Raw genomic sequence first — 20,615 nt, 5'->3', positions numbered from 1 at the left:
CTAGAAACTAGAACGCTTCGCTACTATAAGAGCAAAAGCAATCACGTTATAAGTAACACTCTCAACGTGCGTATTCCATGCTCTTATTAGTTTCTAAAAGCGAAGCTCTATAGTTTCTAGCTCATCACCCTATTCAAATCGGGTTGAACCTCTCAATCCTTCATTTTAAAATATTCGAGTTAATCATTATGAACCGACCTTCTCTAACAAATAAGTATTTAGCTAATGCTATTCGTGCTCTAAGCATGGACGGCGTACAACAAGCAAACTCTGGTCACCCTGGCGCACCAATGGGCATGGCTGACATCGCTGAAGTTCTTTGGCGCTCACACCTAAACCATAACCCTGCAAACCCTGAATGGGCTGATCGCGACCGTTTTATTCTTTCTAACGGCCATGGCTCTATGCTAATTTATTCTCTGCTTCACCTAGCAGGTTATGAGCTACCAATTGAAGAGCTTAGAAACTTCCGTCAACTGCATTCAAAAACACCAGGGCACCCTGAGTATGGCTATGCACCAGGAATAGAAACAACAACAGGTCCTCTAGGCCAAGGCATCACCAATGCGGTTGGCATGGCAATGGCTGAAAAAGCATTAGCAGCACAATTCAATAAAGAAGGCCACGATATCGTTGACCACTTCACTTATGCATTCATGGGTGATGGCTGTCTGATGGAAGGTATCTCTCACGAAGCGTGTTCTCTAGCGGGTACATTAGGTCTTGGTAAGCTGGTTGCTTTCTGGGATGACAACGGTATCTCTATCGATGGTGAAGTTGAAGGTTGGTTCTCTGACGACACACCTAAACGTTTTGAAGCGTATGGTTGGCATGTAATTCCTGCTGTCGATGGTCACGATGCTGACGCAATCAACGCAGCAATCGTAGCTGCTAAAGCTGATCCTCGCCCTACTCTGATTTGCACTAAAACTATCATCGGTTTTGGTTCTCCAAACAAGCAAGGTACACACGACTGTCACGGTGCTCCACTAGGCGCTGAAGAAATTAAAGCAGCGAAAGCACAATTAGGTTGGGAGCACGGCGCATTTGAAATTCCGCAAGAAGTTTACGCAGAATGGGACGCGAAAGAAGCAGGCGCAGCTAAGGAAGCGTCGTGGAACGAGAAATTTGCAGCTTATGAAGCAGCATACCCAGAGCTTGCAGCCGAGTTTACTCGCCGCGTAAACGGTGATTTACCTGCTGAGTGGGAAGAGAAAGCATCGGCAATCATTGCTGATCTTCAAGCTAATCCTGCAAACATCGCATCACGTAAAGCGTCTCAAAATGCACTAGAAGCGTTTGGTGCTATGTTACCTGAATTCATGGGTGGCTCTGCTGACCTTGCACCATCTAACCTAACTATGTGGTCTGGTTCTAAGTCACTAACTGCTGAAGATTTCTCTGGTAACTACATTCACTACGGTGTGCGTGAGTTTGGTATGACGGCTATCATGAACGGTATTGCTCTGCACGGTGGTTTCGTACCATACGGCGCAACGTTCCTAATGTTCATGGAATACGCTCGTAACGCAATGCGTATGGCTGCACTGATGAAAGTGCAAAATATCCAAGTATACACACACGATTCTATCGGTCTTGGCGAAGATGGTCCTACTCACCAACCGGTTGAGCAAATCGCTTCTCTACGTCTGACTCCAAACATGAGCACATGGCGTCCATGTGACCAAGTTGAATCTGCAGTAGCTTGGAAACTAGCGATTGAACGTCGTGATGGTCCATCTGCACTTATCTTCTCTCGTCAAAATCTTGCACAACAAAATCGTGATGCAGAGCAAGTGGCTAACATCGCTAAAGGTGGCTACATTCTTAAAGATTGTGAAGGCCAACCTGAGCTAATCTTTATCGCTACAGGCTCTGAAGTCCAGCTTGCGGTTGAAGCAGCAGCTCAGCTAACAGCGGAAGGCAAAGCGGTACGTGTTGTATCAATGCCAGCAACAGATGCATTTGATAAGCAAGATGAAGATTACCGTGAATCAGTACTTCCATCAGCAGTAACAAAACGTGTTGCTATTGAAGCGGGTATTGCTGACTTCTGGTTCAAATACGTTGGTTTAAACGGCAAGATCATCGGTATGACAACGTTTGGCGAATCAGCACCTGCTGAACAATTATTTGAAATGTTTGGTTTCACTACTGAAAATGCAGTGAAAACAGCAAAAGAGTTGTTAGCTTAATCAGTAATATTTAGGTTGATAACAGCCTGAAGAAAAAAGCCTCATATTTCTATGAAAGAAAATGAGGCTTTTTATATGAACTCTTTTATTAATTATTTTTTTAACTTTCATTAAATAGTGATGTTCGTCGAATATTTTTAATTATTTTTCACTACTATCATTTATAGTTTCATACAATTCTTTTAATAGTCCAGAATCTATATTAACTAGCCCATTAGAAAGATAAATATAATTACCTTCTGTTACACTTAGTAATATATTTCTCCTTATCATTTCACTGTCTTTTGATTCTTTATTTTGAAAATGAAAGTGTTGTATTTTTTCGTAAACCATTTCAGATATTTGATCTATCTGCTCTTGCGTTAAACAAACACGAGACATCCCAACTTCAGGCCTTGATTCTTTTGACAACACTTCTAATCTTAGTTTTTCAGTGAACAGTTTATCAAGCTTAGAACCTTCAAAAAAAGTGTAATATGGTGGCGTAAGAAAGGCCGGATCCCCGTCAGAACGAAGCTCTATTAAACCCATAATTTCTAATGATCTTAAATAGATATAAACACTTTGCTCTGTTAAACCATTTTCTTTTGCAACATCATCAACCGGACGCCCTTTAACATGAATTTCATAAAAGAAGTCGTAAATATATGGGTGATTAAAGAATACTTCATCTAAGACTTCGGTTCTCGTCCCTTCTTCTCGGTTATGGATATCTCGAGCTATTTGAGATAACTCTTCAATATTAGTATTTAATACGGTTGCATATTCCATCAATTTATCAATACCAATAGAGTTACTATGAAAATGACGTTTTAATGTTGAAATCGGCACATTAACCTTTAATGACAGTTCATTATAAGTAAGATCATTTTCTTTTAACTTAACCCGTAATGCATTAAGTAATAAGCTTGCACAAAACCCCATAACTACTTCCTTAATGTTATTTAACTATTAAAATTAACGTTACTTTATATTGTTTAAAAATACCAGTTCAGTTTCATTTTTTGACCTTACCAAACTCAAAAACTAAACCATAAGTCTTATATAACTATTAAATATTGCGGTTTCTACTGGTAAAAGGTTACAAATATGTTGCACCGTCAAGTTTATGACGGACTAATTATAATAATGTCAGTTCCTGCTTAGATAAGCATTTTTTATACACGGAAGTCATTTATGCGGACAAATCGTACAAGGATGTCAATGCTATCTCGCTTCATAGGTTGTACTCTTATACTAGCTCAACCAACGTTTGCAGAAGAAGCAAAAGACTCTACATCTGAAAATGAAATTATAACATCAGAAGAGACTATTACGGACAACTCAGCAACTGCATGGGGAGGATCACTCTCTTTAGGTTATGACAGCAATTTCTTTCAAGCCTCTGATTACCGCTCAAGCAGAGCTTTATCATTTCACGGCTCGTTATATTTTGGTTTTTGGAAAAGTTACTCACTTTATACCAGCAGTGGTGGTTATCGAACTCTTCAAGGCGCAGAAGGTTTTTACTCAACAGATACTGTCGTCGGCTTATCCAAGTCATCAATACTGACTTTTGGAGAAAGTGGTAATGTTTCAATTAGTGGCCAGTTCTCGATACCAACGTCTCAATCTTCACAAGATAACTTTTTAAATACGGCTTTTCGGGTTCAAACACCGATTTCATTCAAACTTGCTGATGTCGGCATAACCGTAGCGCCAAGAATACGGAAAAATTTTCATCAATACACAACGTCACCCAGTGGAAATGTCAATATTTCATGGGCTTTAGGCCTATTACTTGCCGCAAATTACACCTATGGAGATGCTTTCTTCTCTGCATCTGCATTGGGCGGCACCTCAATTAACTACAACGGGCGCTGGGCGGATGGCTACAGTTACGGAGGCAGCCTAACTACAGGTTATAACTTACGTGATGATTTATCTCTATCTCTAACACTGGCCTCCTCTGGCGTATATACCGATGCTGCACAAGGAACACTAGGCAGCTTTGATATTTTTGATGAAGCAAAAGCAACCTACTCTTTAGGACTGACTTACTCCTTTTAAGGAAGAAAAAAATAATAACAGGATGTGAACATTATGATATTTAGAAAACTTTCATTAGCCGCGGCCATTACCGCAACTCTGACTGGGTGTGCTCCAGAAGAGCAAGAATATGATGCATTAGAAAAAGATGTTACAGAAGTTCAGGTTCAAGATCTTCGTCTTGATGGACGCTGGTTTTATGCGCCAACTACGGGTGCTGCACCTCGCTTTGCCGTAACTCAATTTCCTTTTTTACAAGGTATGGGCCGTTATGTAGAGCTTTGTTTTTCTGACGAAGGTTTAGAAGTTCGTGGGTACGACAATAACAACCCAGATCTTTTATTACCTAAAGATAAGAATGGCTACTGTTTACCACAAGATCAAAATAACATTGGTTCAGACGACCAAGTTAACTTCCCTCACGTTATGACCATCCCTGGTAGCTATGCAAAGTATCAATGTCGAGAAGACAGCTACGGTGATTGTACTAACACGGAAGAGAAGGATTCAGATCCAAACCTTGGCAACACCACCTTTAGAAACAATACTCACTTTACGCCAAGCCCAGAATCGACACTAGTTAGTGACTTAAACTGGGACGAGTTATATGGAACCAAAGACGGCTTAGCACCTCAAGGTTCACCAGAAGTGATCTCGTGGGAGTTTGATCCAAAGAAAGGGGTATTAAACTTCGAGCTTGAGCAAACATTTAAGATCAATTTTGACAAACTATCTCGCTATATGGATTGGTCAGCAATGGAAGAAGAGATGGCAAAAGGCTCATTCAAATCTCGCTTCTATTACTCTCTTGTTCATGAAAGTCACTTAGCGTCTGAAGATTACACCCCTATTGTTTACCCTGGTGGAGATGATGATGACTTTGGTTTCTTTACAACAACAACATTAAAACTCGACCCTATTACTAATAAATACAACGATATAACCTATCTAAATCGCTTTAATCCATCAAAAAGCAGCATCGACTATTACCTTTCTGACAATTTCTTTGAAGATAAAAACAAGATTTACCTTGATGCTACCATTGAAACTATCAATAAAATGAACTTAACACTGAATGTGCTTGAGCCTAACAGTGGAAAGCCACACATTAAGATTGTTAATAAAACAGAAGGTATGGGTATTCATGCAGGAGATTTGCGTTATAACGTGATCAACCTTGTTGATGAGCCTCTTGATAATGGCTTATTAGGTTATGGTCCATCCATTGCTAACCCAAGAACCGGTGAAATTATTAAAGCGCATGTAAACCAATACTCGGGCGTAGCTCGTACTGGATCATCATACTACTGGAATAATTTAGTCCGTTTATACAACAATAAACAATTAGCAAATGTGGATTATTTTGTGCCTGCAGAAAAACCCGTCGTTCCTGATGAAGCACCTGAAGAAGAAGCAGACGTTGAAAATCAGCAAGTTAAACAAGCAATGAATAATCAAGTTGTTAGGCAACTTGAAGCAAATCGAATTGTAAATGAAGATCCTTATGGCTCTCAACTAGCTCAATATATTGAACCAATTCAGGATAATTATTCTCTTCCTCCTATTCAACTTAATCACCTTAATCCAGTTCATGACCACTCTAGTTTTGAAGATGTAGCTAAAGCGGACATGCAACGACTTCAACTTTGGTCAGAAAATAGCGTATACCCTGTTGAAGCAATGTGGATTTCAGCTACACAAAAAACCATGCTTGAAAATCTGAATTTATCAGACACTTATTTCACAGAAATTTATGATGGTGATCATCTACAAGCCAAAGTATTAAAAAAATGGAAGCAACTATCTCCAGATCTACAAAGAAAAGCGGCAGATATGCTTACTATCACCACTTACACTAATACCTTAGTGCATGAAATAGGACATAACCTTGGGTTGCGTCATAACTTCAAAGGATCTAACGATTCGAAAAACTATTTATCGCCAGAGCAAGCTGAAGCATTAGGTATCAATGGTATTCCGGCATATAGCTCAACAATGGATTACGCACCAAGCATGTTTGATGAGATCCCTACGTGGGGACTTTATGATGTCGCTGCATTTAAATTTGCTTACGGCCGTAAAGTAGATGTAATCGACTTTTCACCATCACCGCAAGTAGACAAACCAGAAGATCTTATTGAGCAAGCACCTGAGTTCATCGCTCCTGATGATCGTGAATTAACAGAAGAAGAACAAGCACAATTAAGTGCATGGGAAAATACTCAAGAAATCCTTGCTCAATACGAAACATGGGACAATTATTTAGCAATTCACAATGCACAAACAATGCAGTATAGAAGCTATCAAAACTTTACCTCTAGTGGAGTTATATCTCATTTAAATGTCAGTAACCCTTATATAACATGTACAGAAGTTAAACAGCTTGGAGATATCAATAGTGATGGCTCTGATATGTCTAAGTATACTTGTGATTTAACTAAATTTGACCAACTGGCATTACAAGAACATCAAGCGGACGCTGTTAAATATGGTGTTATGCATTATTTTAAACAAGTTGAAGATCAAAATGTTAATAGCAAATTTGAACGTGTTGATTTTGACTTCTGTACCGATGGAAATGTAAGCCTGAACAGTGACTGTAACCGTTTTGATGAAGGTACCAACTTAGAAGAAATCGTTCTTTATAAATGGCAGCGTTACCTTGATAACTACGAAAATACGAACGCAGGGATCTTAAGTGACTCAGGGTTGACAACAAATAATTATATCCGATACATTCAAAGCCGTTTTTCATTCATGAACGAAATTCGAGAAGTAATCGAAGATACTGAACTTCAAGATAACTTTTTTTCTAAATTAGGATATACAAGGCCAACAGATAAACCCCTTGATTTTTTTGGTTTCATTTCTGAATCAGATTGTCGAATTGGTAAGACAAACGACTTATGGTATTGTGAATACGGAAATGCAACAAAACAAGCCGCAAGTTTCTTTTTAAGTGTATTAAAAACACCAGAGCATCAATGTATTATCGAAACAAAAGAAAGCACAGATCCTGAAGCCGCTGTTATCGAGAGCCAACTTGTTTCTTTTGGTGATTATTTATCATTAAAATTAAGACGTCACATCCCTGAAGATTATGATATTTCTTCAGCCTCTTGTTTTGATGATGTCATTCAAGAAGCAATCGCAATAGTAAATAATGATCGCGACACAGGAAACTTCACGCAAGCAACACTGGAGACCAAAGGTGGCAAATTTTTAAACTCGGTAAGTAGCTTTTCTCCAGATAATAACTACTCTAACTCAGTATCAACATTAGGCATCTGGCCAGATAAAGCTTTATCTTCATACTTCTTAGCCCGTCGTTATACTTTACGCTACACTGATGAGCCAAGCTTTGCTGCACTAATGGATTGGCCAGGAGTTAAGCAAGAGTTTGATAATATAATGGAGCACTTGGTTGCAGGCACCCCACTTGCTTCACCAGTTGAAATGATTAACAGCAAAGGTGAAACAATCATTCCTGAAATACCAGTAAATCTCCACTTTACTGATAAGTTGGAAGCTTTACCTCCTATGCCATGTGGTATTACCGATTTTTTAAATATATCGTGCTCTGCTCGTGCAGACATACCTACGATGCTGATCGCAATGGCAGCAAACAATATTCAATCTACTGATTATGACGTTCGTGAGCGTTCACTTAACCAATTTAACAGTTGGGTAAAAGAGACAGATAACTATTATCTACCAGACGAAAATATAACTTTCGTATTAAATAATAAAAAATACGCAGCGACTCAAGAAAATACGCTTGCTTGGAAATACGCTCATCAACTAGATACACTTTCACCAAGTGAGTTAACAACAACTTTTGCTGCATACACAAGGGCTGAATTACAAACGGTTCTTAATTCATGGGATAAATTCCTAAATATGACACCAGTATATCAAACTGTTATTGCGTTCAAAAATCATGAGTTAATTCGTTCAATGTCAAACGAAGTGAAACCTGTTGTAGATCAACTCCATGGTTGGGGTTTCGAAACATTAACAAATGATGCGCTAAACTATGGTATTAATACCGTGCTTGGTATATTAATCGAGAATGGCGCTCTAACTCAGTTAGATAATGGGGATTTTAAAGAAGAAGCAACAGGCAAAGAATATCCTATTAATGACATTATTGATATAACTGTTTACCTTCAACTTATTTACCATAGAGACCTTGATAATTTTGATTTGATTCAAACCGTTGCCCAAAATTATCAAGAGCAAATAGAGTCAGCGATAGAACCTCGAGAAGTTACTTTATGGGAACAAGATCCTTTGTTAATAAAGGCCTACTTAGATAATGATTTCCGTGTAATTGACAGTAATTATCAAAAAATCAAAGAGACTCTAAATAGACTTCCTACAGTAGTGATACGCTACTAGGAGCTTTTAACACAAACAAAAGCCAGCATAATTGCTGGCTTTCTTCATCTCAAATAATAAAAATATAACCTAAGAGTTAATCTGCCCTTGTTACTCTATTCCTGCCATTTTCTTTAGATAAATATAACGTTCAATCTGCAAGCTTATACGCTTCATAAAATGAAATATCAAATTCAGCAATTCTTATTTTTTCCGCTTTCGCTTCTAATTGCTGATAACTGTACGACTTGAATAACCTCATCACCTTTTTTATGCCCGTAAGTATCATTAATACATTTAAAGTGATCAATATCGATAATCAACAAAGCATGAGCTCTCATTATTTTTAAACATTTTTCATAAAAATCAATATGATATAATCCTATCATACGATCACATTGCAATAAATGCTTACGTCGATTGTAGTTCATCCACAAAAAGAAAATACTCAGTGAAAATAACAACGATGGTAGTAACAGCACCTTTAATCATATCAATGATAGAATTTTATAAAGTGAGACCTTATCTCAATTTAAAAAATTAAAGTGAATATAAGCAGAAATAGCATTCAGCAAGTAAATTCATCAAACCATCACAATGACCACGCAAATATATTCCGTTAAAACAAACAACACTTTAAATCTTTGATAAATAATCAATTAATTATCAATTGTTATTTTTATGAGGGATAAGTTTACCTTCTGTTAAAAAAACATGTTATGGTTTAGGGGAATGAAGTTGAAAGGAGAAGGATTACCATGAAACCTGAATTTATATATAAGGTACCCGCTGAGCTAGGAACAGAAGGCCAAGCAACTGCAGAAAGAGAAGCAGAAACACTTTACTCTGAACTATTGGGGAAAGGTGCTCGAAACATGACCGAAATTAAGGTAGAGCTAAGAGACTCTAACGTTGTTTCAAGTTGGGTAATTGATGGCGAAAGATACTATAATAACTAATTATTTTATCGCTATCCCAAATGGAAAGAGGCCACTTATTTGTGGCCCTTTTCCTTTTTAGATTATTCAGAAACTGTAGCTGATGCTAATATATTCAGTACATTTGATACCTTATCAAGGGCAATATCACACCCTTCAATACCATGACGTTCTTTTAAATACCTAGGGTTATTATAAACTAACCACACTTTTTGATTTTCATCTTGTGTAACAAGTACTTTCTGTGGCAAATCAATTGCAACCTCTTGTTCACATTGCATCAAAAGAGTCCCTACTTTCGGATTGCCAAAAATAATAACTTCTGTTGGCCTTAAATCCATATTTACACTTTTTGCATTTTTCTGGTGATCTACTCTTAAAAATAAAGTAAAGCCCTTACTTTTTGCAATAGACTCAAATCTATCTGCTGTTTCTTTTACAGAATATGTACTTTCATATTTAATAAGGCTCTCTTCTGCACTTACTGAAAAAGAAGTAACAAAAACAGCTACAACAAACGAAATATATTTAATCATTATTATTCCTTTAAATTTTTATCATCTTTAATTGAAGTACCGCATGAAGCATTTTCATGAATATGAAAACCATGTAAACCTTGTGGCAAGCCTAATAAAGATGGAGTAAATACTACACCATAGTCATTTTTCTCTGCTGATATATAACCTACTGTATTTCCAGACTCTAAATCTTTCATTTCAATAGATAGAGCCGCTGAATTAGCTCCTGCAGATACAGCTAATAATGTAGTTAGTAACAGTTTATTAAACATGAAATTATCCTTAATTTATCACTTATCAATCGATTTTTTCGATTAACCTATTACCTATATTTTCGTCCCACCAAACTACAAAAGAGCTAATTTTAGCGTCCTTTGGTATTCCATCTAGATTAACTCGCTTACTCTTCTCATCCCACCAATGACTAAAAAGATGTTGTTTATTAATACCAATAATTAATGATTCTTTACTATCTAGCGTAACAGCAATTGCTTCGATATCAGGTGAAACGTTAATATCTGGATAATGTGCTTGGACCTCACCATAGGAAGACCCTAATCCTATATTAGATATGGTTTTAAGCTTACTACTTGCAATAAGAACCCTCTCAACATTACTATCTAAATTGTTGTTAACCTTAGGTGTCACTGTCAAAATATGCTCACCTGATAAATCGTATATTTCATAATCATCAAATTCGTCTTCTAAAAACTCACCATAATTTGTCACCATTTTTATCTGATTTGACGGTATTAACTCCATTATGTCATTAATTGACATGCCTTTTTTAATAGGGCAAACAGAATAATCAGTGATTAAAAAATTATCAAATTCATAATCTTTTGCGATGGTATGAAACGAAAATATAAAAAGTAAAAAGCAACTCAATTTACTAAGCCATTTCATAAAATATCCTTTATAGAAATCTAGATTCAAAAGCAGGTAGCAAACTCTGTTGCTAATTTTTACTTAAAATTTGAATAGAACTGATTTTTTTATCAAATCCTTGCGCGTTCCCCTTACCATTTTTACGAGTATAGTATCCACCTTCATAATTTTTATTTTCATAAAAACGAACAGTCCAACCAACTGGTATCAGAAAAGATGACATAGAATCGTTAAAATTATGTCGAGTTAAATCTGATTCATTTCCAGTAATATTTAATGCTATCCCTCTCTGAAATTTATCACTATAAATAGTTAAAGATTTATAGCTTTCGCTCATACCCGTTAAGTAAGATACGCTACAACTAGCATCCTTCGGTTTACAGAAAATACTATTTCCACCTTGCTTTATTTCACAACGCTTACCTACTTTATAACGAGCTATATCTTCTGTAATCCCAACATCAGCAAAAATATCATTGAATGGCTGAAGCGTGCAAACATACACTTCTTGTCCATTATTTGAATTAAAAGCGGCATTAGATATAGAGGAGAAACTGAGAAGAGTAATAAGCATATATATTTTTTTCATAAATATTCTTCTTATAGCAAATCATTTACTATTTTTAAGGTATTAATGATAAATGTTAACCTTTGGTAGCGTTTATCACTAGAATTACACTTAATTGTGCTCATTGATAATAATTTACTCTTTCAATTTTGAAAAGAAATAAATCTAAATGATTCGTATTTATATGCGTTAGTTAATAAAAATTTTCCTTCAGAACCTCCCTTATTAACAACTACTACCTAAGTATAGGCTCATTTATATCTGGAAAATAAAAACTTGGATCTGCGTAGTCATTTTGTAGTCATTAGCCTTTTTTAGGCCAAAAAAAAGGCCGCTAAATGCGACCTTTCATTATTCGTTATTTCCGAAGTATCGAGCTATCACTCTTTACCGTAAACGTTGTTCTCTTGCTCTTGTACTCGGATGAAAGTAGTACGCTTAGTTAGCTCTTTAAGCTGCGCTGCGCCTACGTATGTACAAGTTGAACGTACACCGCCAAGGATGTCAGAAATCGTATTATGAACAGTACCACGGTATGGTAATAGTACGGTTTTTCCTTCAGCTGCACGGTACTTAGCAACACCACCTGAGTGCTTGTCCATAGCGCTTTGTGAAGACATTCCATAGAATTTCATGAACTGCTTACCATCTTGCTCGATAACTTCACCGCCTGACTCTTCGTGGCCTGCTAGCATACCACCGAGCATTACGAAATCAGCACCACCACCGAACGCTTTAGACACATCACCAGCACAAGAACAACCGCCGTCACCAATAATACGACCACCAAGGCCGTGTGCTGCGTCAGCACATTCAATGATTGCAGAAAGTTGCGGGTAACCCACACCTGTTTTAACACGAGTAGTACATACAGAGCCAGGGCCAATACCTACTTTAACAATATCTGCACCAGCTAGGATAAGTTCTTCAACCATATCACCAGTTACAACATTACCAGCAGAGATCACTTTGTCTGGGAATTGTGCACGTACTTTCTCTACGTATTGAACTAAATGCTCAGAGTAACCGTTTGCGATATCGATACAAATAAAGATCAAGTCATCTGTTAATGCCATGATATCTTTTGTCTTTTGGAAATCAGCTTCAGATGTACCCGTAGAAACCATTGAATTTTTAAGAACAGATGCATCGTTCTCTTTTACAAAACCAGCCCAATCTTCAACAGTGTAGTGTTTATGTATCGCCGTCATTACGCCGTGCTCAGAAAGTGCTTTAGCCATAGCGAAACTACCAACAGAATCCATATTAGCTGCAATTACCGGCGTACCAGACCATTGACGTCCACTATGTTTGAATGTAAACTCGCGGGTTAATTCGACTTGAGAGCGACTTTTCAGTGTTGAACGCTTAGGACGAAACAGTACATCTTTGAAGCCTAACTTTAATTCTTGTTCGATACGCATGATAAATTCCTCGTATTATCGATAGTGGCTCTACTATCTCTTGTTGCCTTTGGCAGAAGGCAGTTAACAAACCAAGATAGCAGGCACAAAAAAACCGGGGCGCTGGCAGGCGCTCCGGTTTTCAGTATTATAGGGCCCGAAACTTATTCTGCAAGTCTGATAATTCAATTTTTTTTGTGATACTATTGACAAATCTGCAAACAAAAGCCACCAAACAGCACATACCACCCATAGCTAACAAAGATTCAGAATATAACTCTAATTAGTTTTGCACAAACGGCAGTTTATTCGGAGCGACATTCCCGTGAAGATTAACGATCCCCTTCAAAAGTAAACGTTTGCGGCAATCGTTAAAAAAACCAAAGTGATCTATATCGCACTTTTTTAATCGATTGATGAGCGTTAATGAAAAAACTTGTGATATAATCTCGGAAAATTCACTTATTAACTGATCTTTAATTCATGAAGTTTCCTGGCCAACGTAAGTCTAAACACTATTTTCCTGTTCACACTCGCGATCCATTAGTGAATCAAATCAAACAAACGCCTAAACTTGAACGCACCCACCTTATTGGTGTAGGTCAAACCATCGTAGATATTGAAGCTAAAGTCGATGATGATTTCTTAGCACGTCACCAGTTAAGTAAAGGTCATTCACTGGTTCTTGAAGAATCAAAAGCAGAAGCTTTATATAAAGAACTGTTTGAAAGAAACTTGATCAGTCATGAGTATCCTGGCGATACCATTGGTAACACCCTTCATAACTACTCTGTTCTCGCAGACAGCAAGTCTATTCTGCTTGGTGTAATGAGTGAAAATATCAAAATCGGTTCTTACGCTTATCGTTACTTATGTAACACAACAAGCCGAATGGACTTAGACCATCTACAACCAGTTCAAGGCCCTATCGGTCGTTGTTACACCTTGATTTCTGAAGATGGCGAACGTACGTTTGCGATCAATGAAGGTGATATGAACCAGCTTTGCCCTGCTCACGTTCCAGAGCATATCTTTGAAAAAGCCTCTGCTTTAGTGATTTCTTCTTATCTAGTTCGTGGTAAAGAAGGCGATCCTATGATGGATGCAGTGCGTAAGGCAATTGACTGTGCAAAATCTCATAACGTTCCTGTTGTCCTAACGTTAGGCACTAAATACGTTATTGAAGGCAAAGCAGAGTGGTGGCAAGCTTTCTTAAAAGAAAATGTAACGGTTGTTGCGATGAATGAAGAAGAAGCAGAAGCCCTTACTGGTGAGAAAGATCCCCTACTAGCCGCAGATAAAGCGTTAGAATGGGTTGATTTAGTACTTTGTACTGCTGGCCCTGTTGGTTTATACATGGCAGGCTTTACAGAAGAAAGCATTAAACGCGAAACGGATAAGCCACTTCTTCCTGGTAACATCCCTGAATTCAACCGTTTTGAATACAGCCGTCCAATGATGAAAACACAATGTACTAAGCCTATTAAAGTGTCTTCTCACATAGCCCCTTACATGGGTGGCCCAATGGAGATTAAAAACACTAATGGTGCAGGCGATGCAGCATTATCTGCTTTACTTCATGACATGGCAGCAAATTACTACCATAAAGAGAATGTGCCAAACTCAAGCAAGCATGACGCAGAGTATTTAACCTACTCTTCTTTCTCTCAAATTTGTAAGTACTCAAACCGTGCAAGCTACGAAGTATTAACTCAACACTCACCACGTTTGTCTAAATCAATGCCTGAACGTGAAGATTGTTTAGAAGAAGCCTACTGGGAACGTTAATTTTCTCAAGCTTACGTTGAACAGGTAATAAAAAATCCGACATAATAAGTCGGATTTTTTTATGTCTCTTAGAGGCAATTACTTATGTACGGTATAGAACCTTTGCATTATGCACATTATGATACAGTTAGGCCATGGAGAAAATCATCCTCAAGTCTTCTGAAGAGCTTGAAGTCAATTTATGCTCTGGAACACCCGCTCTTACAAGCTTATGATGCGTTTCAGTAACGGCATCAATGTCGTTATCCAAATCTATGTAATTGAAATTTTTCCATTCTGCATTTGGATATGCATTCAAGATACACTGAAAATATGGCAAGTCGATATCATTTACTGAGTGTCCTATGACAAAGATATCAGTCACAGAACCATAGCCTTCCAATTGAGCTCGATTGCGCTCTAAGATTGCATCTACTGGTTTATGAAACACTCCAGATACAGAAGAAGCACTTCTTTGAGACTCTTCGAACCATGGCTCATCACGTGAGGAAGTGTTTACTGTAGAACTAGCACCACGACCATGCCCAAAAATTATGTTTCTGCGTACTTTTCCATGGATATGTAAGATATCATCGTCATGAATTCCATAGACATCTTGTAGCGTGGTTGTGTAGTTGAAGTTGACAAACTTAAAGTCACTTGGGAACTCAATCAACCTTGTTGCTACACTAACGTCAACGGAACCAATCCATTCTTTAAATGCGTTTGTAATGTCATCAACCAACTCTTCTCTCTTGTTCGAGATCTCATCCTCAAACCCATACAAAAGAGTATGATCATCAGCCATTTCTTCTAAAGAAGGCTGCCATGCGGCATTGTCATGAAAGTTATCATGATTAAATGAACCTAAAGATTCTTCAAAATTTGTCCACTCTGCATCTTCATCACAAAAGTCATCAAAATACTGAATATGATCTTCCAAAGAACGATTGTATTGATCATAAAAATACCAATAGCTAGTCGGTAGGCGGTTCCATATATCAAACCCATTACCAATGATAACTAACGTGCTCATAAATTATCCCACAATAAATTTTAATTTAATCATGCTGCTACATACTCTCTATGTGAGTAACCCTAAAAATACTTAGTGATTGCACTCATGGAAGTAATTGTGTCCATGCTTGTTGAACTGTTTAACCGCTTCTCTAACAACCCTTGGAGCGGGTTCAGCTGTACACCCTTCAAATGTACATTTAAATTGCAATATTTTTCCTGAGCCAACAACTACTTCATGTGCATCTTGTGGGTTACACAATGCTTCGACAACACTAGGAGCTAATGCTGCTAAGCTATTTTTCTCTGTAACCACTTGTCCTGCACAAGCAGGACAACCGGTAGGCTTTTTACCAGCTCTTCTTGCAACGGAAATAGCCCAACGGTGGTCACATACAGAACACTTCCAGTTGATAATGGCATTGCTACCAGCTGATAACTTAGACAAATCTAAACTGCATTTAGAAACGTCTACTTCTTGTAATAATTTAGGGTGAGTAGCAGCTACACTTTCGGAAAACGATACTTTTCGAGTCTCGACATAAAATTTATTCGTAGCATCCAAACAAGATAATTCTTCAATTTTGTCTCGCCCCAAATAACTAAGAACACTGTTGATTACCTGCAATACAACTTTATGTTTCCCATTCAATACATCTTTTTGAGATGTACCTTTTTTGGCGAATGGAATGTATAGATCCATGTTAGGAATCTCTTCTAACCCCTCTTCTCGTACACGAATAACTCTATAACCCTCGCTCTTAAATACTGCACCTTTTTCCGTATCGCTTTTCGCTTTGTCCTCACCTTTGTGGTAATGATAACCATCTACTTCCAAAGCAATTGGAGAATCCAGATTCAATATTATGTCTGACTCTTTATCGAGAATTTTTCCTCTAAATTCAACAATCTCACTCCCAAGTATTGCTTCAAGCTCTTTATATAGAAGTACTTCTATAAATGACGATTGGCTACTACATCGCGAACAAATAACTCCTTTGTTACGCAAGTACACCGGAGACTTGGAAAAGTGCCCTTTCTCACAACGCCAATGCACCGAGGTTGTGTAATTTAGTGGTATATCTTCAGGAGGATGCGGGTTTTTCTTATTATCAGGAACATCAACTTGTGCGTAACAATATTGATCAAGAAGTGATGGATTGTCTGCAACTGATCCATTTATTGCTGCTGAGTTGACTCTGCGTGTCTTGGTGGATTTTTCATTTTGACAATGACTACACCCAGTAACCATATCTAAGAATACTCTAGGGTATCTCATGTCAAGCTTCCCACAGCTTCTACATTTATGAAGGAGCTTTAGCTTTTTGTGACCAAGAATTATCTCTTTTGCTTTTTCGTGCTCAGATTCATCTAAGTATTCCAGCAATCCTTGATCTTCTAGCTTCGTGTAATAGCTATCTTTGATATGAACACGCTGCCCAGTACAACAAGGACAGTTTGGGTGAGTTACACGCCCATCTACAGTCTGTTCCCAAACATGATAATCAACATCACCGCATTGCCATTGCACTAAAATATCGGAACGGCGAGATACAGTTTCAGGTGAGTACGGAAACTCATATTCATCTACTGTTTTCACCCATGTTTTGGCTATTTCAGGCTCCAATGTAGCTAAAGAGCCATTCTTGCGAATTCGCCCTTGTAACTTTAAAAAATCAATATGTTCTTTACAGCGCTTTTGGCAAGGTTCTGAATCACAATAAACAACCTGATGTACCCCTTTCATCTTCGATGGAGAGGATAAAAAGATTTCACCGCATTTAGGATTAGAGCATTCAAACAGATATTGAGAACTCTCCGTTGGTAATACTTCTGTTACAGGTTTTTCGTTTTGCTCTGAGTACCATTTAGCAATGTCAGGTCTCTTTACCAGCAAGTTATCTGTTGGAGTCGCTTTAGTTTTTGCCATATCAGTTTCTTATCGTTAGTCAGGTTTAGTTCAATGGAACTCTATCTTTCTCTTTTAGTCGCTGCTGTAGTCTAGGGTTAAGTGGTCCCATGAACTTACACGACTTATCTTCATCACCACGAAATGAGCTACATGCTACGAAGAGTCTCTTGTTTTTGCTATTTGCTCGCACAACTTTCGGGGCTTTGCAGTTAGGACAAAGTTGAAATCTAGATTTACAACTAATGCACTCACCGTACTTGTCTTTTTTGATAGCAATACCACCACAATCATCACAATCAACTGCTTCAGTAAGACACCCAAGACCAGTAGAGCACTCATACACTCCCCATGCTCCCCACTTCGGTTTCATGTATCCTGTTTTACACTTAGGACATTTTCTGGCAGCAAGCTTCTCTGGGGTAAAGTGCTCTGACACAATGTTCAATTCATATTCAGGGCTAAGAAGCTCTAAAACAAACTCTGAGGGTTCTTTAGGATCAGCTATCAGATAGCATCGTTTTTTTGCTCTGGTAATGGCTACGTAGAATAGACGACGTTCTTCAGCATGTGGATAAACATCGATCGTCGGCATCAATGCGCTGACTATTTCGTTTTCTTTTCTTTCAGTTGGAAATCCAAAAAATCCCTGATTTAAATCCAAGATAAAACAATAATCAGCTTCAAGACCTTTGGAGCCATGTAATGTCCAAAAATCCATGTTGTTGAAGCCACGATATTTGCTAAACCTTTCCTTGGCAGCATTCTTCGTCTTGTTGTATCTAGACAGAATGCCAATAGAAGCTTGTGGGTCTTCTTTGTAGATTTCAAGTATGGTTCTTTCAACTACATTCAACGTGGCTTGTAACGGATCTTTCTCATCGTCTTGATTGTCCATTAGATAGACTTCTGAACTAGTAACTTGAGTATGAGTAACAATATCCTTTTCGTACTGCTCTGGGTTCTTCATTACAAACCCACCAGCAGTATCCGCAATACTGTTGTTGTAGCGAAATGTCTTTTGCAGCATAGCTAGTGCGTGATTGCCTAGCTTTTCTTTAAACCTAGTCGTGTACTCTAGCTTACCACCAGTAAATGCATAGATTGCCTGCCAGTCATCTCCAACAACCGTTAAACTGCTGTCTTTTGCTTTGAGCAATTCATGTAAGAAGTTCCAGCGTGATACGGAGATATCTTGGAACTCGTCAACTAATATGTACTTCCACTTAGGCTCGAACATGCCATCACGAAGATAATCCGTCGCTAATAGAATCATATCGTCGTAATCAATCTGGTTTCTACTTCTAAGCTCGGCAACATATGCTTGACGTAAACTCTCAATCAACAACATATGACTTTTAGTGTTTTGAACTCCAGCTTTTTCGAGACGAGATTGAATTTCATAGCCTTCGATAGCTTCTGAACGAACAGCAGACAACGTAGCACTTAACTCATTAACTGCATTCTTGATAAAATCCTGTTGCGTAACAGCAGCGATGATTTGATCTTTCGAAATTGGATTCAACTCAACTTCATAATCAACAAGTTGTCTTTCTAGCTCTGACTCCAGCTCACCATCACACCAATTGTAATGGAATGTTTTAACCAACCTTGTCCCCATTTCTTCATGGAGTGCAATCTTCTCTTCAATCTGTTGGTTATACTTGATTTTGTTGATGCCAGCTCTGGTATTACCGTCTTTGTCGATACCAAAGTGTTCAATGAAAACATTCGTATCCCTAACTTGGAAATCAGGATGGTACGGAAAGCCAATGTCCTTACCAATCTCATTTCCATAATTTGGTTCATATTTGTAGTTAACACCGTTTTTGAACAGCCAGTTACCAACTAGTACTTCTTGATAACCTTTAACTTCTACACCATTAAGCGTGATGTATTTCTTGCCTTTTAGAGCTTCCTGATGAGCTTCTTCAGACTCGGCTAAGAATGGGTTATATGCATAGTAAACAGTTTCGATAAATGCATTTAGGTTATCCTCGCTGTCTTCTATGAACGTCACCAACCAATTGTTGATGAACTCCTTTCGAGCCCCATCTTTTCTTAATCGACTCATTCTGAGCTTTTTGAATTCCTCAACAGACATTTTCTGGGCTTTTGCGATTATCTGATAACCACGACTGTGGAATGTTGAGATTTGTTTATCTAAGTCATATGAGATGTTTGCTTTTTTGAGCCTTTCTTTGGAGCGGGCTTTTAGTTCTTTTGCTGCTTCACTCCCATATGCTAAAACCATCACTTCGTCAGGCTTTGCTAAACCACGCTCCAAGATATCTGTTGTTTTAGCGACCATAACTGATGTTTTACCAGTACCCGCTGCCGCAAGCACCATGTTGTAATCATCATGCTGTACAACTGACAAACGTTGTTCTGGGGTTAATGGATTGCTCTCAATGCTGTCGTAAAACGCTTCACGACCTTTTAGTACTCTGCTGGTATGAATAGCTCTTAACGATTCAGCAGACTTCGATACTGGGCTGAGTTCAGCCAGCTTTTTCATTCTATCGAAATATTCTTGCGATATGTGAGAATTCCAAGATTCACTGTTCTTGTTAAACAAGCGAACCATTGGCTCAATGATAGACTGAACTTCGGAGATTTTTGATTCACGAAGATACTGACCAACAGCTGCTTTTGAAAACTTACTGTATGTATCTATGATCTTCGTCTCTATAAATGACTTGATGGTGAAATTGATAGTGTTGAACTGCGGGATTGCTTTTAGATGACTAAGACCACTGACATTAATAACCCCACTATCCGTAGTTATCTCCAACTTATGTCCAAGTAATGAACGCTCTATCGTACAAAAACCGAGTATTTCTGAGTAATTCACCCTTTGAGTACCGGACTTGTAAACAATCTTGAGAGAGTGCTTTCCAAGCACAATTCCTTTGCAACTACCCAGTAAATTAACTCTCGATTTGACGATCTGCTGTGCCATTCAAAATTCCTGTGTCTATGAACAGGTTAATCATGCCATAGA

At 38.0% G+C, this 20,615-nt stretch carries 15 protein-coding genes; 5 read left to right on the top strand and 10 right to left on the bottom strand.

The genetic code is table 11. The annotated features are described in order from the left end of the window. Nucleotides 1–188: 188 nt before the first annotated feature. Complete coding sequence (gene tkt / locus PVK71_RS17900; protein ID WP_274420438.1) at nt 189–2,195, top strand: transketolase; 2,007 nt, start codon at nt 189–191, stop codon at nt 2,193–2,195. A 141-nt stretch (nt 2,196–2,336) separates the two neighbouring features. On the opposite strand, the gene PVK71_RS17895 is transcribed toward tkt, so the two are convergent. Continuing rightward, complete coding sequence (locus PVK71_RS17895; protein ID WP_274420436.1) at nt 2,337–3,119, bottom strand: XRE family transcriptional regulator; 783 nt, start codon at nt 3,117–3,119, stop codon at nt 2,337–2,339. A gap of 279 nt (nt 3,120–3,398) precedes the next feature. On the opposite strand from PVK71_RS17895, the gene PVK71_RS17890 reads away from it, so the two are divergent. Next, the gene (locus PVK71_RS17890) at nt 3,399–4,244 is read left to right on the top strand and encodes a hypothetical protein (RefSeq protein WP_274420434.1); all 846 of its coding nucleotides are present in this window, start codon (nt 3,399–3,401) and stop codon (nt 4,242–4,244) included. A 33-nt stretch (nt 4,245–4,277) separates the two neighbouring features. After that, complete coding sequence (locus PVK71_RS17885) at nt 4,278–8,624, top strand: zinc-dependent metalloprotease (RefSeq protein WP_274420432.1); 4,347 nt, start codon at nt 4,278–4,280, stop codon at nt 8,622–8,624. Between the two features lie 173 nt (nt 8,625–8,797). On the opposite strand, the gene PVK71_RS17880 is transcribed toward PVK71_RS17885, so the two are convergent. Further along, nucleotides 8,798–8,992: a GGDEF domain-containing protein gene (locus PVK71_RS17880; protein WP_274420430.1), complete on the bottom strand. Its 195-nt coding sequence runs from the start codon at nt 8,990–8,992 to the stop codon at nt 8,798–8,800. A gap of 369 nt (nt 8,993–9,361) precedes the next feature. Here PVK71_RS17880 and PVK71_RS17875 point away from each other — a divergent pair, with 369 nt between their 5' ends. Beyond that, on the top strand, nt 9,362–9,562 hold the full coding sequence (locus PVK71_RS17875) for a hypothetical protein (protein ID WP_130043747.1): 201 nt from the start codon (nt 9,362–9,364) through the stop codon (nt 9,560–9,562). Between the two features lie 62 nt (nt 9,563–9,624). Here the strand turns inward: PVK71_RS17875 and PVK71_RS17870 are convergent, their stop codons facing one another. The 5 genes from PVK71_RS17870 to PVK71_RS17850 all read right to left on the bottom strand — a co-directional run bounded on the left by PVK71_RS17870 (nt 9,625) and on the right by PVK71_RS17850 (nt 12,939). Continuing rightward, entirely contained in the window at nt 9,625–10,077 is a 453-nt protein-coding gene (locus PVK71_RS17870) for a DUF302 domain-containing protein (RefSeq protein ID WP_274420427.1), read from the bottom strand. Between the two features lie 2 nt (nt 10,078–10,079). Then, nucleotides 10,080–10,331 carry a hypothetical protein gene (locus tag PVK71_RS17865; RefSeq protein ID WP_274420425.1) on the bottom strand — a complete coding sequence of 84 codons (252 nt, stop codon included), beginning with the start codon at nt 10,329–10,331 and terminating at the stop codon, nt 10,080–10,082. 25 nt (nt 10,332–10,356) lie between these two features. Further along, nucleotides 10,357–10,965: a hypothetical protein gene (locus tag PVK71_RS17860; protein ID WP_274420424.1), complete on the bottom strand. Its 609-nt coding sequence runs from the start codon at nt 10,963–10,965 to the stop codon at nt 10,357–10,359. Between the two features lie 52 nt (nt 10,966–11,017). Continuing rightward, complete coding sequence (locus PVK71_RS17855; RefSeq protein ID WP_274420423.1) at nt 11,018–11,536, bottom strand: hypothetical protein; 519 nt, start codon at nt 11,534–11,536, stop codon at nt 11,018–11,020. A 359-nt stretch (nt 11,537–11,895) separates the two neighbouring features. After that, nucleotides 11,896–12,939 (bottom strand): GMP reductase, encoded by a 1,044-nt coding sequence (locus PVK71_RS17850; protein WP_274420422.1) that lies wholly within the window; start codon nt 12,937–12,939, stop codon nt 11,896–11,898. Between the two features lie 462 nt (nt 12,940–13,401). Here PVK71_RS17850 and PVK71_RS17845 point away from each other — a divergent pair, with 462 nt between their 5' ends. Then, on the top strand, nt 13,402–14,706 hold the full coding sequence (locus tag PVK71_RS17845) for an inosine/guanosine kinase (protein ID WP_274420419.1): 1,305 nt from the start codon (nt 13,402–13,404) through the stop codon (nt 14,704–14,706). Between the two features lie 127 nt (nt 14,707–14,833). Here the strand turns inward: PVK71_RS17845 and PVK71_RS17840 are convergent, their stop codons facing one another. The 3 genes from PVK71_RS17840 to PVK71_RS17830 all read right to left on the bottom strand — a co-directional run bounded on the left by PVK71_RS17840 (nt 14,834) and on the right by PVK71_RS17830 (nt 20,573). Continuing rightward, nucleotides 14,834–15,721, bottom strand: a complete 888-nt coding sequence (locus PVK71_RS17840; RefSeq protein WP_274420417.1) for a bacteriophage abortive infection AbiH family protein — start codon at nt 15,719–15,721, stop codon at nt 14,834–14,836. Between the two features lie 72 nt (nt 15,722–15,793). Then, nucleotides 15,794–17,632, bottom strand: a complete 1,839-nt coding sequence (locus PVK71_RS17835; RefSeq protein ID WP_274420415.1) for a zinc-ribbon domain-containing protein — start codon at nt 17,630–17,632, stop codon at nt 15,794–15,796. A gap of 25 nt (nt 17,633–17,657) precedes the next feature. Next, on the bottom strand, nt 17,658–20,573 hold the full coding sequence (locus PVK71_RS17830) for a UvrD-helicase domain-containing protein (RefSeq protein WP_274420413.1): 2,916 nt from the start codon (nt 20,571–20,573) through the stop codon (nt 17,658–17,660). Between the last annotated feature and the right edge of the window lie 42 nt (nt 20,574–20,615).

The sequence above is a fragment of the Aliivibrio sp. S4MY1 genome (genome assembly GCF_028765545.1).
In the GTDB taxonomy this organism is placed as follows: Bacteria; Pseudomonadota; Gammaproteobacteria; order Enterobacterales; family Vibrionaceae; genus Aliivibrio.
The sequence above is the reverse complement of the archived record's forward strand: the minus strand, read 5'-3'. Positions and strand labels throughout refer to the sequence as shown.

Bases quoted from the DNA above. Each gene is read 5' to 3' on its own strand.
- tkt (WP_274420438.1), top strand. From the start codon at position 189: ATGAACCGACCTTCTCTAACAAATAAGTATTTAGCTAATGCTATTCGT.
- PVK71_RS17895 (WP_274420436.1), bottom strand. From the start codon at position 3,119: ATGGGGTTTTGTGCAAGCTTATTACTTAATGCATTACGGGTTAAGTTA.
- PVK71_RS17890 (WP_274420434.1), top strand. From the start codon at position 3,399: ATGCTATCTCGCTTCATAGGTTGTACTCTTATACTAGCTCAACCAACG.
- PVK71_RS17885 (WP_274420432.1), top strand. From the start codon at position 4,278: ATGATATTTAGAAAACTTTCATTAGCCGCGGCCATTACCGCAACTCTG.
- PVK71_RS17880 (WP_274420430.1), bottom strand. From the start codon at position 8,992: ATGATAGGATTATATCATATTGATTTTTATGAAAAATGTTTAAAAATA.
- PVK71_RS17875 (WP_130043747.1), top strand. From the start codon at position 9,362: ATGAAACCTGAATTTATATATAAGGTACCCGCTGAGCTAGGAACAGAA.
- PVK71_RS17870 (WP_274420427.1), bottom strand. From the start codon at position 10,077: ATGATTAAATATATTTCGTTTGTTGTAGCTGTTTTTGTTACTTCTTTT.
- PVK71_RS17865 (WP_274420425.1), bottom strand. From the start codon at position 10,331: ATGTTTAATAAACTGTTACTAACTACATTATTAGCTGTATCTGCAGGA.
- PVK71_RS17860 (WP_274420424.1), bottom strand. From the start codon at position 10,965: ATGAAATGGCTTAGTAAATTGAGTTGCTTTTTACTTTTTATATTTTCG.
- PVK71_RS17855 (WP_274420423.1), bottom strand. From the start codon at position 11,536: ATGAAAAAAATATATATGCTTATTACTCTTCTCAGTTTCTCCTCTATA.
- PVK71_RS17850 (WP_274420422.1), bottom strand. From the start codon at position 12,939: ATGCGTATCGAACAAGAATTAAAGTTAGGCTTCAAAGATGTACTGTTT.
- PVK71_RS17845 (WP_274420419.1), top strand. From the start codon at position 13,402: ATGAAGTTTCCTGGCCAACGTAAGTCTAAACACTATTTTCCTGTTCAC.
- PVK71_RS17840 (WP_274420417.1), bottom strand. From the start codon at position 15,721: ATGAGCACGTTAGTTATCATTGGTAATGGGTTTGATATATGGAACCGC.
- PVK71_RS17835 (WP_274420415.1), bottom strand. From the start codon at position 17,632: ATGGCAAAAACTAAAGCGACTCCAACAGATAACTTGCTGGTAAAGAGA.
- PVK71_RS17830 (WP_274420413.1), bottom strand. From the start codon at position 20,573: ATGGCACAGCAGATCGTCAAATCGAGAGTTAATTTACTGGGTAGTTGC.